The organism is Olivibacter sp. CPCC 100613, from assembly GCF_036959255.1.
Lineage (GTDB): Bacteria > Bacteroidota > Bacteroidia > Sphingobacteriales > Sphingobacteriaceae > Olivibacter.
In genome coordinates this window covers 136,829-153,215 of sequence record NZ_JAWMTI010000002.1, presented here as the reverse complement: position 1 = coordinate 153,215, position 16,387 = coordinate 136,829, and the positions used below count along the sequence as shown (strand labels likewise).

Sequence of the window (16,387 nt, the reverse complement as noted above, 5' to 3'; positions counted from 1 at the left end):
GAGCGCGCTGCGCAACAAAAAATATGAAAAATTATCTTGAAATAGCAATCGGAAAATCTAAACGCTTAAGTGTGCTTTTTCTTTCGTTAGTAATGGGATCCTGTTCATTGGATGAGTATAACCCGGGAGGAGCTACCGTGGAAAGTCTATTCAACACCCCGGAGGGCATTGAAGCTGCTGCCAATGGCATGTATACCTATAATCAAAAACTATACGGAAAGGAGCAAGGCTATGCTTTGTTGGAAATGGGAACGGATATTTGGACCGGAGGGGCTAATAGTGGTAATTCCGGAACAAATGGTGTTTACCCTCAGCCACCTTTAATGAATTATCAAGGACTTATTTCTGATAATGTTTGGGTGAAAACTAATCTTTGGCAACCCTGTTATGCAGGGATCAACTTAGCAAATACGGCCTTAAAATATCTCCCGGAAGCAGGTGTAGAGGCTGCCAAAGCACCTGTTTTGGAAGCAGAGTTGCGTTTTATGCGCGCATGGTATTATTGGCATTTGGTGGAATCGTTCGGCGATATTCCATTTACATTGGAGCCTACCGAAAGTATTGTTACAATAGCGACCAAGACACCGGTTGACCAGGTGTATGAACAGATTTTTACTGATCTTCAATTTGCCGTAGAGCATGCGCCGCAAACAAATACGGATTACGGAAAAATCACAAAGTCGATTGCGGAGGCTTTTAGTGCCCGCGTATATTTAACTCGGGGTCGCTATGAAGAGGCCTTAACTTACGCCCGGCATGTAATTGATAATTATGGATACAGTTTGATATCAAATTATGCAGACCTATGGAATATGGATAATGAGAAAAACCAGGAAATTATCTGGGGACTGAATTATTCAACGAATCTCGAGTTCAATGATGGAAGCAACGTAGGGCATTCAATGTTTCTCATGGAATATGATACCCAACCCGGGATGTCACGCGATGTGGCTAACGGTTATCCGAATGTGCGTTATATGCCCACTAAATTCTTATTGAACCTATTTAATGAACAGTTGGATTCCCGTTACCAGGCTTCCTTTAAAACCACTTGGCTTTGTAACGAAACGGATGAAGCAAAACGACCCGATGGAATGAATGTGGGAGATACCGCTATTTTTTGTAGCAAGTATGTGGTCTCGCCGGAGGCCCGTGCGGGGAAGATTTATAAGATTTATGATGTTAATGATGTTTATAGCGCAAATGGAGTGCCGGCAGATCGTTTTCATTATATTTCGTTGAAGAAATTTGAAGACCCGAGCAGGGCTTCTGCCAACGAAACGGAAAGTGCCCGCGATGTATTTATGATTCGATTGGCGGAAATGTACTTGATCGCTGCCGAGGCAGAGGTGCAGCTCGGGAATCAGGCAGATGCGGCTGATTACATCAATACTGTTAGGCAGCGTGCCGCTTTGGACAAGCAAAATCCACAGAAGATGCGTGTGAGCGCTTCAGAAATAAGCTTGGATTTTATTTTAGATGAACGTGCACGTGAATTTGCAGGTGAGCAGCTCCGTTGGTTTGATCTGAAGCGGACGAATAAGTTACTAGAGCGGGTGCAGGCCCACAATCCGGACGCCTCCCCTTATATTCAAGCATTTCATCAATTACGGCCCATTCCACAAAGCGAATTGGATGCGGTAACCAATAAAGATCAATTCAAACAGAATCCAGGTTATTAATAAAGGTGATTCCAACAAAGCAAGGAAGAGGGCCTTTGCTTCGTTGGAATCTTTTCGTAAAGTTACGTATTTGATTGGTTCATGACCTGCACAAGTTATGTTGTGTACTTGTACTGTTTAAAGCGTGCTACGATTGTCGACTAAATCCAACACTAAGTTGCCTCCCTTAACAAGCGCTGTAAAGGGGAGTTGAAGCATATGTAACCTCTTTCCATTTAACTTGGCATTTTTTGTATAGCAGGGGCCGTTTGTACGTCGTTTAGTCGTAATAATAAATTTACCCCGTTGCGTAGTCGACGGTAAACTAATGGTCACCTTATCAAACAGCGGTGTGCCTATTTGCAAGGAAGGTGAGGGCGACGTTAACCCGGCGACATCAAACAGGCCTATACCGGCTAAAACATACCAAGCGCCTAGCTGCCCTTGATCTTCGTCCTGGCCATAGCCATAGCCATGTATACCATCTGTACCATAAAATTCATCACAAATAGCATGTACCCACTTTTGCGTTAGATCAGGTCGTCCGGAAGCATGAAAAAGCCAAGCTACATGAAGGTTAGGCTGGTTGCCATGGTTATACAAGCCTTGTATACCGGCAAAGGCATCGATTTCTTTACCACCTCCAAAGATATTCTTTTGCGATTCGCGGAAGATACTATCCAATCGGTGATTAAAGGTCTTTTCGCCGATGAGATTAACTAAACCTCTTGGATCGTGCGGTACGTAGAAAGTATACTGCCAGGCATTCCCTTCTTGAAAGCCCCGCCAAGGAGCAAAAGGATCGAAATCCTGTACGAAATTGCCCGCCTCATCCTTCGGCCTGATCAATTTCGTGCTTGGGTCATAGAGTGTTTTCCATGCATTAGCTAAGCTCGAAAACGTTTTGAAGTCGGTTTCCTTACCTAAGGATTTAGCAAATTGTGCTGCAGCGAAACTCGAAAAGGCATATTCAAGCGTATGCGAGGCACCAAAAGGCGATCCACTTCTATTCAATTCGGGCTTACCGGTACGATCAGGGATATAAGGGGAGAAACCTCTTTTTACAAAAACACCTACATCCAACTTACCGGCACCCGGAATACGGTTTTCACTTATTAGCTCATTTTTTCGGACAGCTTCATAAGCAAGAGGTACATCATAATTCCTTAAACCAACATTATAGGCCGCTGCAATAGCCAATCCCGTAAAGTTAGTTCCTACACCTGATACGTATTTACTCGTAGCGATACCATCACCTAACCAACCGGCATCTTTATAGACGAGTAACTGGCTTTGAACCCAGTCTTCATAATATTCCGGGTAGGCGATCGACCAGAGTTGCGTCAAATTCCAAAAAGCTCCCCAAATTGCATCTGTATTATAATGCGCGTGTAACGGTTTTCCATGTTGGTCAAGTGGAATCTGCCCTATACTGCCATTGTTTTTTGGATAATATCCTTTAACATCGCTAGCCAAGCCTCTACCCAACAAAGCATGGAACAAACCTGTATAAAACTTTACCTTATCCGTTTCTTTCCCTCCTTTTACGCAAATCCTGCCGAGATATTGATTCCAGCGTTGATGTGTACTCTGTTTGGCTTCTTCAAAAGAAAGATCGGAGGCCTCCGCTATTAGATTTTGGTGTGCGTTTTCTACCGAAGTATAGGAAAGTCCAACCTTAATATTGATTTGCTCTCCCTCCTGGGTATGAAAACGGAGATAGGTGCCTACACCTTTGCCTTTTGCTTCTTTTTTCCCGGCATAATGAAGGCTGTCAATAAAGGTACCGAATGCACTTGGCTTTTTATCCAGTTCTGCGTAAAAGTAAAGTGTCACACGGGCATTCGGTTGATACTTTTGTACGTAGGCTGGCTTCGTAACAACGTAGCCTTTCACTACTTGATCTTCGTAATGAACGGCGGCATCCACTACCGGGCCACTTTCTCCCATTTGATGACCGATGTCGAAAATTATATTAGCGGAATCCGTTGAAGGGAAAGTATAACGATGAAAACCAACCCGTTCGGTTGCCGTTAATTCTGCTTTTACTTTATAATCCTTTAAGTAAACCCGATAATATCCCGCGGTAGCATACTCATCCTTTTTATCAAAAGCGGAGCGGTAACCACGTTCAATCTCTCCCAATTTACCAGGTTGTGTCTGCAAGCGGCCTGTCGTTGGTGCGAAAACAATCCCTCCAATCTGAAACTCGTGAAAATTTGGAAATCCTTCAATCGATTGATGGCGCTCATCGTAACCGACGGCTTCCCAACCTGAAGCATTACCGTAACTTCCGTTGGTGCTCGGAGCCAATTTGGCCATACCGAAAGGCGTGGCAGCGGGGGTGTAAAAAAAATAACGACTGTGGGCTGTGCCGATGTTGGGATTAACGTAGCGAGTCAAATCTTCCGTTTCTTGGGCCTTTAAAATAGTAGTCCAACTAAGAGAGATAATGAATAAATAGCTTAGATTTTTTATATTCCTCATAATTTAGCTTTAGATGTAAGTGATTGTTTACGATCAGCTTCTTCTCAATATTAATTCTATATGTGTGTACATATTTCACAAATATAATAATATCCCCTCGAGTGTCAAGCATTATGTAGATGAAGAAAGGAAGGAGATTTTCTCTTTGTTGTCTTTAAAATTCAATTTGTATGAACAAATGCTTCTATGAGAGATGTGCTTGTGACAGAAGATTGCAGTTTTCTGGTTTAATACCAAAGTCGGCCGCTTCAAGTTAATCACGTCGACTCTCTACCGTAAAAGTAAAACTATCGGCTCGGTAATAACCGAGATTGTATTCGATGGGGCGGCTCGCTCGATCGAATACGAATCGTTTTCGGAATAGGATAGGATCGCCCTGATTAATCTCCAGTTTATCTGCAATAAATTTATTGGCTGCTTTGGCGTTGATTTCTTCTTGCGATAGATCTGCTACAATGTGATAATCTTGCTCTAATATTTCATATAGGGGTCGTTTGAAGTCTTCCTCTCCCGTTAATCCCACGCGCGGATGAAAATAAGAAATGAAGTAGACAAAAGGATCATCTTTTTTGCCTCGCAAACGCTCGAGCTTCAATACCTTTCGATCTTCTTTTAATTCAAAAAAATCGGCTATATGGGATTCCGGTAATACCCAACTTACATGTAATTCGAAGTTCTTGACTTCAATACCTCGGTTCTTCATCTCTTGTGAGAAACTGAGCCAATTTTTTGATTTTGAGCTGAATTTGGTGGAAGCCACTTTCGTACCGACACCTTTCTTACGGATCAATAACTCTTCGTAGACTAGTTTATTGATGGCCAAACGCAAGGTGGTACGCGAAATCGCCAATCGTTTGGCTAATTCTACTTCGTTGGGTAACAATTTGCCTTGTTGGTATTCAGGTGATTTAATGAGTTCCCGCAAGAGCATTTCAGCCTGCATATGCAAAGGAACTGCGCTTTTATGATCTATCTGCAGTTTCATCTTCTCCATTTGATAGGCTAAAATAAGATTATTTGTAGAATTAAAAAAATAGCTATATGTTTGTATGTATGTACATATTATGCATATGTACTTTCAAATAAAAAAAAATATGAAGGCGTATCTGTTATTTATCATTATAATTGTTTCACTTGGAGGCTTCCTGTTTGGTTTTGATATGGCCGTGGTTTCGGGTATCATCCCGCTGATTAAGACAGATTTTGCACTCAGTGCCTTTCAGGAGGGGCTGTTTGTATCCTCGGCGTTAATCGGTTGTATTGTAGGTGTCGCCTTCGCCGGTAAGTTGAGCGATCTTTATGGACGAAAGTTACTGTTGATCGCGGCCGCGGCACTCTTTTTCTTGTCGGCGATAGGTTGCAGTGTGAGCCCTGATTTCTTTACCCTGTTAGTCGCAAGGTGCTTGAGCGGTGTCGGGGTAGGGGTTGCCTCTATTGTGGTGCCGTTGTATATTGCGGAGGTATCACCTGCTCCTTTGCGAGGCCGTATGGTTACTTGCTACCAGTTAGCTGTTACAATTGGCATTTTAATAGCTTATCTAAGTAATGCGGCGGTGCTCCAGTACGATTGGCAATGGACTGATGGTTCGCATTGGCGTATGATGTTTCTTATCGGCGCAATGCCTGCCTTGTTATTTTGGCTGGGACTTTATCGTATTCCCGAGAGTCCGAGATGGCTAATCCAAAAAGGGAATGAAGGTCGGGCTGAAGAGGTAATGCAACGGTTACAGCTAACGGAAGCGATCAGTGCTACCACACCATCCGATCAAACTAGGGAGGTCTCTATTTGGAAACCCGTATATCGTCAGGCCCTTCTACTCGGCTTGTTACTGCCCCTGTTTTCCCAATTGAGCGGTATTAACGCTATCATCTATTTCGGCCCGACAATATTAGTGCAATCCGGACTTTCCTTAAGTGGGTCCTTGCAAACGCAAATTTATTTTGGTCTTGCCAATGTCGTTTTTACGGGTATCGCTATTTGGAAAGTAGACAGTTGGGGGAGACGTCCACTTTACCTTGTCGGTTCGGCAGGTGCCACGATTTGCTTATTGTTAACCGCTTGGTTTTTAAATCTTAACATGGAAAACTACGGGTGGTTGTTGGCGCTTCCTATCCTTGGCTTTCTACTTTTTTTTGCGTTTTCCATCGGACCACTCAAGTTTGTCGTGGCCTCCGAAATATTTCCAAGTGCCATCCGCGCAAAAGCGATGGCTTTAAGCGTGTTAGTGATGTGGATAGCGGATGCTATCGTCGGTCAGCTAACCCCCATCATGCTCGACAGCTGGGGGGCTACCTGGACCTTTCGTTTTTTTGCGGTCTGCTGTGCAATTGCCCTTTTGGCGGTGTACTATCTTTTGCCGGAAACCAAAGGAAAAACATTGGAAACCATCGAAGCCTATTGGCAGGAGAAATTCAATAAAAATAGATGCGGGGAAAATAATAATTAACGATAACGTCTACTTATAAACTAACCTTTATTAAAACTTAAATGAAATGAAAGAAACAAAAATGTACAAACGCTGGAAGTTTTACTTCCTGGGATTATTAATCCTGTTGGCATCTCAATCACATGCGACTGCAAAGCAGGGCATCTTGGTCTCGGGACAAGTGTTCGAAGGCATCGGGACGGATATCGTGTTAGCTGGGGCTAACGTCAGCGAGAAGGGCTCGGGAAATGGTACCATTACCGATGCTCAAGGGCGATTTCAATTAACGGTAGCAAATGAGCAGGCTGTGCTGGTGTTCAGTTATATCGGTATGCAGTCGCAAGAAATTACGGTAGGCAAGCAACGTACTTTTAACATGAATCTTCAATCGGATGATGAAGCCTTGGAGGAGGTTGTTGTTACGGGTTACGGTACGCAACGTAAGTCAGACCTAACGGGCTCCGTTGCAGTGGTCTCCTCAAAAGAACTACTAAATGTTCCCGCTAACAATATGCTACAAGGCTTAAAAGGTAAAGTATCAGGTGTAAATGTATTTCTAAACTCAGGTTCGCCGACGGGCAGTCCTCGGGTACTGATCAGAGGTTTAGGTACGATCAATTCTTCGTCCAACCCGCTTTATGTGGTAGACGGAGTGGTAATGGAGAACATTCAATTCCTGAATCCAAATGACATTGAACGCATGGAAGTCTTGAAAGACGCTTCATCGACGGCAATCTATGGTGCACGGGGTGCTAATGGGGTCATTCTTGTCACTACCAAACGTGGTGCACCAACGGAAGGTCTTGTCATTGGTTACGATGGCTTTGTCAGTATGGGCGTATTGCCCAAAAAACTGGATGTACTGAATTCAGCGGAATTTTTGGAAGTAATTGAGCGGGGTTTTCAAAATTATAGCAAATATAATCCGAGCGGTACGCCACCTGTCTTTACTAAATCAGACCCACGGCTCTTCGATGCACAGGGAAATCCACTGTACGATACCGATTGGCAAGAAGAGGCTACGCGAACCGCCATATCTCATAACCATCAATTATCGGTACTGGGAAAATCAGAAAAATCGTCCTTCGGTGCTTTTATGAATTACAATAAAACGGAGGGCATTATGCTCAATAACTGGTTAGAACGTATTAACGGTAAACTTGCTTATGATGCCAATCCGAAGAAATGGTTGTCGTTAGGAACCAATATACTCGTGAATTATAACCGAGGGAATGAATTTGAAGAGGAGGGAGGCCACCAAATGCCCAGAAGGTCGATGTTGGAAATGCCTCCAATTTTTCCGGTGAAATTTCCTGACGGCACTTGGGCACACAGTGGGATGATCAGTGACGCATATTCCCTCGAAGCCATTCCTAATCCGGTACACGTGTTGACTACACAAGATCGTTTCCGGAAGCGGACGCAGATCTTCGGAAATACCTATGCGACCTTTCACATCCTGCCCGGACTTGACTTACGCACACAATTTGGTTTTGATAAACAAGATAATCTTATTCAGAATTATGATCCGACGGATTTGATTAACATCTCGGCACCGCTGGGTTACGCTTACATTGAGAATCAACATTCGTTCTACTGGCAGGAAGAAACCTATTTAAATTACAATAAAGAGCTTGGTGATCATCGTATCAACGGTGTCCTGGGACTGAGTTGGCAAGAACGAACTGCCGAAACCGATGCGATTTCAGCAAGAGGCTTTTCTGATAATTTCTTCCGTTTCAATAGCATCCAGGCCGCCAGTCAGCCCGGCGCACCAACCTCATCCTATGATCGTTGGTCAATGAATTCCTATTTTTTGCGCGGAAGCTACAGCTATAAAAGTAAATACCTGCTGACCTTTACAGGACGGGTCGACGGTTCCTCACGCTTCGGCGCAAACAATAAATACGGTATTTTCCCATCCGTGGGTTTGGGTTGGGTGTTATCTCAAGAACGTTTTTTAGCGGATTTGGAGGCTATCGATGAACTAAAATTACGTTCGAGTTATGGTATAACAGGCAATACAGAGATTCCAACTTACCAATCCCTAGGTACGATATCTTCAGAAACAACACTGATCAATGGTACACGCGTTTCACAGAGTTATATCAACCGCTTACCGAATCCGAATTTGGAATGGGAGAAAACAAAGCAGTTTGATATCGGGATAGATCTATCGCTCTTTAATCGTCGCTTAAGTTTCGGTTTTGATTATTATCATAAGCTCACAACCGACCTGTTGCTTGACCGCCCCGTTCCAACTTCTACAGGTTTTGCTGCTGTTCGTGATAATATTGGCTCTGTATCGAATAGAGGTATTGAAGTGTTGATCAGCGGTAGCCCAGTGAAATCCACCGATTTCAGTTGGGAAACAACGCTTAACTTCAATTATAATAAAAATAAGATCGAAGCCTTAGGAGCGAATGATGAAGATATCTTCCCCGGGCCAAACTGGGTGTCGGGCAGCCAAACCATTCTTCGGGTTGGTGAAAGTCTGAGCTCTTTTTGGGGTTACCGACGACTGGGAACTTGGAGTACGGATGAAGCTGCTGAAGCCACTAAAGTGGGCGCCATTCCCGGTGAAGCGAAGCGCAGCAGCGAGCGTACCATTATTGGTAAAGGATTACCTGATTGGACCGGTAGTTTTATCAACAACTTCCGCTATAAAAACTTTGATTTAAATGTTGATTTACAATTTGTAATGGGCGTAGATATCCTCCAACAGTTCTTCCACTCGATGGAAGATCGTACCGGTTATTCCAATGGCTTTAGATGGACATTAACGGAAAGCTGGACAGAGGAGAATCAAAATACCATGATTCAACAAATTCGTAACGGCCCATATTCCGGACAGAATAGTGAAGTTGACGATCATTGGGTGGCCAATGGCTCTTACCTTCGGGTTAACGCCATCAGTTTGGGCTACAATTTTGGCAACACACAATTGAGTAAAATTGGCCTGAAGAACTGGCGGATTTATGCAAGCGTCCAAAATGCCTTCTTAATCAAATCCGATAGCTTTAAAGGTTACGATCCGGAAGCTACTTCTTGGGGAACGAATCAATGGGGACAGAATATATATTTTCACCAGTATCCACGCCCTCGAACCTTCACCTTAGGCACTAGTTTTCAATTTTAAGTAAGGCGATATGAATCCATTGAAAATCTTAAAAGTTGATCAAATGAAAGCAATTATCATTCTATATCTTATAGCAGTAACTGCTACTTTCAGTTCATGTAAAAAGTTTCTGGAAGAAGAACCTAAAGATGAAATAGCCGGCAGCCAATATTTCACGCAGCCGGAACACGCTATCAATGCCGTTAATGGACTGTACAGAACGGGTGCACCACAGCTTTACGATGGGGCGGGTACGCATTATTCGGGTGCGAAAATGTTCTTTGGGCCGTATTTAACCGGGTATATCGACAATGAATTTAAGGGGCAGGAGGTGCATGTACAGCATGCCCAAAACATGACCTTCAATGCAACCAATCTGTCTACCTATTTTCAGGATATTTGGAGCATCTTGTATAGGGGTATTGCCCGTGCCAATAATGCTATTAAATACATTCCTGCAACACCCGGTTTGTCAGATACGCAGCGTAATCAGCTGTTGGCAGAAGCGCGTTATTTTCGGGCGATGGGTTATTTTCAACTCGCTCGACTTTTTGGCGAAGTGCCGTTGATTACCGAACCTTATGAAAGCTTAGCGAATTTAAATGTTCCCAAGAGCCCTCTGGAAGAAGTGTACGCCTTGACTACCGCTGACCTGGAGTTTGGCGTGAATGAAGGAGAACTTGCGGAGACGACTATGCCAGACAACGGTGGAAGGATAACCAGGGGTACGGCTGCCACGCTTTTAGCAGATGTCTACCTTACGATGGGAGGTTACCCTCTACAAAAAGCGGAGTATGCGAAAAGTGCATCGGTTGCTAAGTCCGTTATCAGTAGTGGGGTTTACCAGCTAACTACGCACGATCGTAGCGCGGATGGTGCGGTTAATCTGAATAGTACGGCCTATAATAAACTGCGTTTGGTGGACAATAATAGTGCGGAATACATTTACTATTATGAGTTCGCGGTAGGTATTTCTACTTCCACTCACGTACACTGGGCTTTCCCGGCTACGGCGGCATCCTCTACGGTCTTTGCCATTACCAATAACGCTTATGGGCCTTCAACCAGATTTTTACAAGGTTATAACCGTACGGATGACCTCCGTATTCAGGAAAAACAATACTTCCATTCATCATTGACCCGACCTAATGGTACAACCCTGAATTTTGTGACGGCACCTTATATGTGGATGGATGATGAAGCAACATTTGAGACCGCTAGTTCGGGAAAAGATTTACCAATTTATACCTATTCAGATGTGCTATTGATCGCCGCTGAGGCTATCGCCCTCTCGGAAGGTGTAACGGATGAAGCCATCAATTACCTCTTGCAGGTTAGGGCAAGAGCGTTGTGGAAGGCCGATATTAATCAATTGAGACAGCGTTTAGCCGGCCTTTCGGTTGAGCAATTTGTCCAAGAGGTTTGGAAAGAGCGCTACCGCGAATTGGTATTTGAAGGCCGGCAATGGTTTGACATCCAACGCACGCGGATGTTTCCTGTACCTATCGGAGATGGTAGTGGCGACATTCGTTTTGAGCCGGTTATTGGCCATGCAAATGATAAAGGCGCGATTATACAAGAAAAGAATTTGTTATTACCCATTCCGACAGATGAACTGCAAAGGAACCCTAGTTTAACGCAAAACCCGGGCTACTAGCGTGGAAAGGAAATAATATGCCGATAATTTGAAATTTGACTAAGGATAAAAGAAGATACGAAATAGAATGATTAATATTATGGAACAACAACAAAAGGAAATGGAATTAGCCAATGGAAAAGTAAACCTGAATTATGAAATATGCCCGACTTATCCGGTGCAAGGTGAAATTTTTAACGGCTTTGAAGCGTTGGTTTCCAGTGTTTTAGGTGGTTTGCCTCTTTGTTTACTTGACGGATATATTGGTGTCGATTGGCATACCGTGGTGAGCAATTTGGAAGCATCGTTTAAACGCCTTGGCAAAGAAGTGCACTTCGTGTCGGTGGAAAGTGCCCTGTTGCCGACATCAAACATTGAAGTCAAGGTAGCGCCTTTTCTCGGTGGTGATGATCCAATCTTTGGTATAAAGACCTCCTTATCCTTAGTCGATTTCTTTGATGGAGACCGACTTAAAAGTTTGATTTACAAAGGCGGTGCGCAGCAAATAATCGTATATGGCTGTGGCGCTGCATTGTGCGATCCAACGGCACCGATAGTTTATGTCGATCTTCCTAAAAACATCATCCAAAAGCGTATGCGTGGTGGTTTGGTACGCAATCTGGGTGCGCAACGACTGCAAGATAACAAGCAAACCTACAAACGTTTCTATTTTGTTGATTGGGTTGTTCTGAATAAACATAAAAAGGCGATATTACCTCACATCAGTATCATGGCAGATCAGCAAGAATCGGATACAATCACCTGGATGTATGGCGACGCCCTTCGCAAGACCCTTGAACAGATGTCACAGTCTTTTTTCAGGGTAAGACCTTGGTTCGAGCCCGGTGTGTGGGGAGGGCAATGGTTAAAAAATCATTTACCAGGTCTAGATCCGGCAGTTCCTAATTATGCTTGGTCTTTTGAGATGATTGTCCCCGAAAATGGTTTGGTACTAACAGACGGAGGAAACCAGCTAGAGGTTTCCTTCGATCAATTGATGTATCAAGAAAGTGAAAACGTATTAGGAAGAGCACATCGACGTTTTGGTGACGAATTCCCAATTCGCTTCGACTTTCTGGATACCTATGAAGGAGGAAATTTATCCATTCAGTGCCATCCAAGAAGCGCTTATATTCGGGAGAATTTTGGTGAAAGTTTTACACAAGATGAAACGTATTATATTGTTGATTGTGAGAAAGATGCTGAGGTTTACCTAGGCTTTCAGGAGCGCATTGAACCCAAGCGTTTTAAACAGGCATTAGTGCAAAGTTTTGAAAAAAATGAAGCGTTGAATATCGAAGATTATGTGCAGAAATTTCCTGCTGAAAAGCATGGACTATACCTGATTCCAAATGGAACGGTCCATGCGTCCGGAAAGAATAACCTGGTGCTGGAAATCAGTGCGACACCTTATATTTTTACCTTTAAGATGTATGATTGGGTGCGGCCCGATTTAGAAGGGAATCCACGTCCGCTAAATATTGACCGAGCCTTTGATAACTTGGATTTTTCGCGGAAGGGGCAGACTGTTATGGATACACTAATCTCAAAACCTGTGCGGCAGGTGCTTGACGAACAGAGCTGTTTGTTTCACCTACCAACGCATGCTGAGCATTTTTATACGGTTGATCGTTACGAATTTGATGATCAGGTTCATATCCTGACACACGAACAATGCCATATATTGATGTTAGTGGAAGGCGAGTCTATCGAATTGACCACTTCAAATGGATCAAAACAGGTGTTTAATTTCGTAGAAACTTTTGCAATTCCCGCGGCAGCTCAGGGGTATAGTCTCCGTAATTTGGGCAAGCGGAAAGCGAAAGTCGTTGTTGCATATGTTAAAGATGAAGCTTGTTAAACCAGTAAATAAGATGAAGATAATAAAAAGAATAGCTTGGTTGCTGCTTATTGTATTGACTTCAATTAACGGGTATGCCAAGGAGGATTTAAAAGTCTTATGGGAGATCGGTCAATCAGATCAAAGTCCACAGGGAATGGCTTTGGCGCCAGATCAGTATGAACAATTTATTGCGCAAGATTTTGGTTTCGAAGATCGTTTTTTTCTAATCGGTTACTCGGATGCTAATAAGGAGTGGCCATACGTATTGCCGGGACCGGCAACTAAATGGGGTGGTACCGGCCCCACAGCGGGTATACGTTCACATGTTTTATCGATTGATTTTGAGTTGGAGCACGTCGAGAACGCTGCTGATTTTTATTTTGAAACTAATATCTTGCGAACCGATCCGCTCCATGCGCCTGTGTTGAAGATTACGATTAATGGTCAGGCTCATCATTTTCGGTTAAAAAGCGGTGAAGGAAAAGGAGAGCCGGTTGGTCCCTTTTTGAAAAAAGACACCCAACATATTGCAATACCAATAGCATCTAATCTGTTAAAAAAAGGTTTCAATGAGATTCAATTAACCAGTCTTCAAGGTGGATGGCTTGTTTTCGATAACCTTCTTCTTAAGGGCCCTTCTTCCGTTTCGTTAAAACCGGCAAACGATGCTTTAATCCGTAACGTGAAGGCAGCTAATTACGAAATAGAGCAAGCAGGTAAACGTTATCAACCTATGTTGATCGATCTTAGCCACCTAAAAGGAAGGCCGAACCTTGAAGTTAAGTTAGAGGGGCGATCAATTTTTAAAAAACAACTTGATTCGGGGCGCCATCTTTTCGAAGCTCTTATGCCGGCTGTTAAACAATCTAAAAGAAGCTCTTATACGGTATTTCTTAATGGCCGTTTGTGCGAAAGCGGTGAGGTGATTCGGTCTGCCCAGCGCGAAGCGGGACCCGCTACATACGTCAATACAATGATGGGTGCAGCTCATTCACGCTGGATGATTGCGCCAGGGCCCTGGATGCCCTTTGGCATGGTGAAACTGAGTCCTGATAATCAAAATAGCGGTTGGCAGGCAGGCTATGATCCCACGATTGAATCGATTGGCACTTTTAGTCACATCCATGAATGGACGATGGCAGGTTTAGGCACTTTTCCTACAACCGGCCCTTTGCAAATTCATATTGGCGATGAACACCAACCAGATAGTGGTTATCGATCAAGAATTGATAAATCGACCGAAAAGGCCCCTTTAGGTTACTACCGTGTCGATTTGACCGATTACAATGTCACGGCCGAGTTGAGCGCAGGTACACGAAGCAGTATGCAACGGTATACTTACCATAGCGGGGATACAGGTCGAGTGATGGTTGATCTGCAAATTCCTAGTGAATATTCCTATGAAATTGAGGAGGCAAGCCTCAAGCAGATCGGTCCTAATCGCATTGCAGGATTTAGTAAACAATTGTCAAAAAATGTTTGGTCGGGTGGCGTTGATCAAGCTTATACGGTGTATTTTGTGATGGAGTTCGATCAAGCTATTCAGCAGGTTGGTTACTGGAAGGATGGTCAAGTTCTGAAACAGCGCGAACTATCAACCGGTGCTGCAAAAGATGCTGGTATGTTTGTTGAATTTGATGTCCGTAGAGAGCGAACGGTCCAGGTCAGAACCGGTCTTTCGTATGTGGGATTAGAGCAGGCCAAACAGAATTTAGCTGAAGAGATTAGTCAGCCTTTTGGTTGGTCGTTTGATAAAGTGGTAACGGCCCAACAAGCTGCTTGGAACAAACTGTTGAGTCGTGTTCAGATTGAATCAAATGATCTTTTACAAAAACAACGCTTTTACACGAATATGTATCGGTCTTTAGCCAGTAGAAATACCTTTAGCGATGTAGATGGTAGCTGGGTGTCAGCAGACGAAAAGATACGTCGCTTTAGCAACAAAGAGGATCGGGCTTTAGGTTGCGATGCGTTTTGGAATACCTTCTGGAATCTTAATCAGTTTTGGAATCTAGTTACTCCTGAGTGGTCGAATAAGTGGGTACGATCACAGTTAGCTATGTATGATGCCAATGGTTGGTTAGCGAAGGGGCCTGCCGGAATGGAGTACATACCGGTTATGGTAGCAGAACATGAAATACCGCTTATTGTAGGAGCTTATCAAATGGGCATTCGTGATTATGATGTGAACAAAGCGTTCGAAGCAGTTCATAAAATGCAAACCACACCATCAGGGCCCGTAGAAGGGGGATATGCGGGAAATCGTGATTTAGTGAGCTATTTACAGCATCACTATGTTCCCTACGACGAAGGTCGTTTTTCCAACTCGTTGGAGTATAGTTTTGATGATTGGACTGTTGGTCAATTTGCTAAAGCCCTCGGTAAAGAAAAGGAATACCGGATTTTTGCTGATCGTGGATCCTGGTGGAAAAATGCGATTGATACAACAACAGGTTATGCACGGATGCGAGATAAGAAAGGCAACTGGTTACCTGATTTTGATCCCTTCAAATCGGGAGCGAATAAACATTATGTGGAAGGTAATGCATGGCAATTGACTTATTTCGTACCACAAGACGTAAGTGGCTTAGCACAGCAAATTGGCGAGGACACCTTTATCAAACGATTGGAATGGGGTTTCGGCGAAAGCTATCGCTGGCGCTTCAATGGTCCAAATGATCAGTATTGGGATTATCCGGTGGTGCAAGGAAACCAACAGTCTATGCACTTCGCCTTTTTGTTTAACTGGGTTAAACGTCCTTGGCTAACGCAAAAGTGGAGCCGTGCCATTATGGAACGCTACTATGGGCACGGTGAATCGAATGCTTATTTGGGCGATGAAGATCAGGGGCAGATGAGTGCTTGGTTTGTTATGAGCGCATTAGGTTTATTCCAAACAGATGGTGGTACACGGGTCGATCCGATCTATGAAATTGGTAGTCCTCTTTTTGAGAAAGCGACCATTAATCTAGGTGAACGATTTGGAAGAGGCCAAAATTTTACGATCGAGGCCAAGCATACGAGTGGGAAAAATATGTATGTGCAGAAAGCCTATCTAAACGGAAAAGAATGGAACGACTGTTGGCTACCTGCAGCAGAGGTACTAAAAGGAGGGACGCTGGTGTTGGAAATGGGACCTGAACCAAGTCAAACATGGGGTATCAATGGTGTTCCCCGAGCGAATTAACAATTAATAAAAAATAAACCGATGAGACC

Annotated in this window: 8 protein-coding genes; 6 read left to right on the top strand and 2 right to left on the bottom strand. The window is 43.7% G+C overall.

Features of this window, described 5'->3' with window-relative positions; genetic code table 11:
- Positions 1–23 precede the first annotated feature (23 nt).
- Entirely contained in the window at positions 24–1,682 is a 1,659-nt protein-coding gene (locus tag RYH73_RS07110; RefSeq protein ID WP_335312724.1) for a RagB/SusD family nutrient uptake outer membrane protein, read from the top strand.
- Positions 1,683–1,799: 117 nt separating this feature from the next.
- On the opposite strand, the gene RYH73_RS07105 is transcribed toward RYH73_RS07110, so the two are convergent.
- Positions 1,800–4,148 carry a GH92 family glycosyl hydrolase gene (locus RYH73_RS07105; RefSeq protein ID WP_335312723.1) on the bottom strand — a complete coding sequence of 783 codons (2,349 nt, stop codon included), beginning with the start codon at positions 4,146–4,148 and terminating at the stop codon, positions 1,800–1,802.
- Positions 4,149–4,401: 253 nt separating this feature from the next.
- Positions 4,402–5,133, bottom strand: a complete 732-nt coding sequence (locus tag RYH73_RS07100) for a GntR family transcriptional regulator (protein WP_335312722.1) — start codon at positions 5,131–5,133, stop codon at positions 4,402–4,404.
- 109 nt (positions 5,134–5,242) lie between these two features.
- Here RYH73_RS07100 and RYH73_RS07095 point away from each other — a divergent pair, with 109 nt between their 5' ends.
- From RYH73_RS07095 to RYH73_RS07075, 5 genes are all read left to right on the top strand, one after another.
- Positions 5,243–6,595, top strand: coding sequence for a sugar porter family MFS transporter (locus RYH73_RS07095; protein WP_335312721.1), 1,353 nt, complete (start codon positions 5,243–5,245; stop codon positions 6,593–6,595).
- A 46-nt stretch (positions 6,596–6,641) separates the two neighbouring features.
- The gene (locus RYH73_RS07090; protein ID WP_335312720.1) at positions 6,642–9,713 is read left to right on the top strand and encodes a SusC/RagA family TonB-linked outer membrane protein; all 3,072 of its coding nucleotides are present in this window, start codon (positions 6,642–6,644) and stop codon (positions 9,711–9,713) included.
- Between the two features lie 43 nt (positions 9,714–9,756).
- Entirely contained in the window at positions 9,757–11,349 is a 1,593-nt protein-coding gene (locus RYH73_RS07085) for a RagB/SusD family nutrient uptake outer membrane protein (protein ID WP_335312719.1), read from the top strand.
- A 79-nt stretch (positions 11,350–11,428) separates the two neighbouring features.
- Positions 11,429–13,189, top strand: coding sequence for a class I mannose-6-phosphate isomerase (locus RYH73_RS07080; RefSeq protein WP_335312718.1), 1,761 nt, complete (start codon positions 11,429–11,431; stop codon positions 13,187–13,189).
- Positions 13,190–13,202: 13 nt separating this feature from the next.
- Positions 13,203–16,358, top strand: a complete 3,156-nt coding sequence (locus tag RYH73_RS07075) for a GH92 family glycosyl hydrolase (protein WP_335312717.1) — start codon at positions 13,203–13,205, stop codon at positions 16,356–16,358.
- The last annotated feature ends 29 nt before the right edge of the window (positions 16,359–16,387 follow it).

What these genes read in the sequence shown, in the direction of transcription:
- RYH73_RS07110 (WP_335312724.1), top strand. Translation starts at nt 24, where the DNA reads ATGAAAAATTATCTTGAAATAGCAATCGGAAAATCTAAACGCTTAAGT.
- RYH73_RS07105 (WP_335312723.1), bottom strand. Translation starts at nt 4,148, where the DNA reads ATGAGGAATATAAAAAATCTAAGCTATTTATTCATTATCTCTCTTAGT.
- RYH73_RS07100 (WP_335312722.1), bottom strand. Translation starts at nt 5,133, where the DNA reads ATGAAACTGCAGATAGATCATAAAAGCGCAGTTCCTTTGCATATGCAG.
- RYH73_RS07095 (WP_335312721.1), top strand. Translation starts at nt 5,243, where the DNA reads ATGAAGGCGTATCTGTTATTTATCATTATAATTGTTTCACTTGGAGGC.
- RYH73_RS07090 (WP_335312720.1), top strand. Translation starts at nt 6,642, where the DNA reads ATGAAAGAAACAAAAATGTACAAACGCTGGAAGTTTTACTTCCTGGGA.
- RYH73_RS07085 (WP_335312719.1), top strand. Translation starts at nt 9,757, where the DNA reads ATGAAAGCAATTATCATTCTATATCTTATAGCAGTAACTGCTACTTTC.
- RYH73_RS07080 (WP_335312718.1), top strand. Translation starts at nt 11,429, where the DNA reads ATGGAACAACAACAAAAGGAAATGGAATTAGCCAATGGAAAAGTAAAC.
- RYH73_RS07075 (WP_335312717.1), top strand. Translation starts at nt 13,203, where the DNA reads ATGAAGATAATAAAAAGAATAGCTTGGTTGCTGCTTATTGTATTGACT.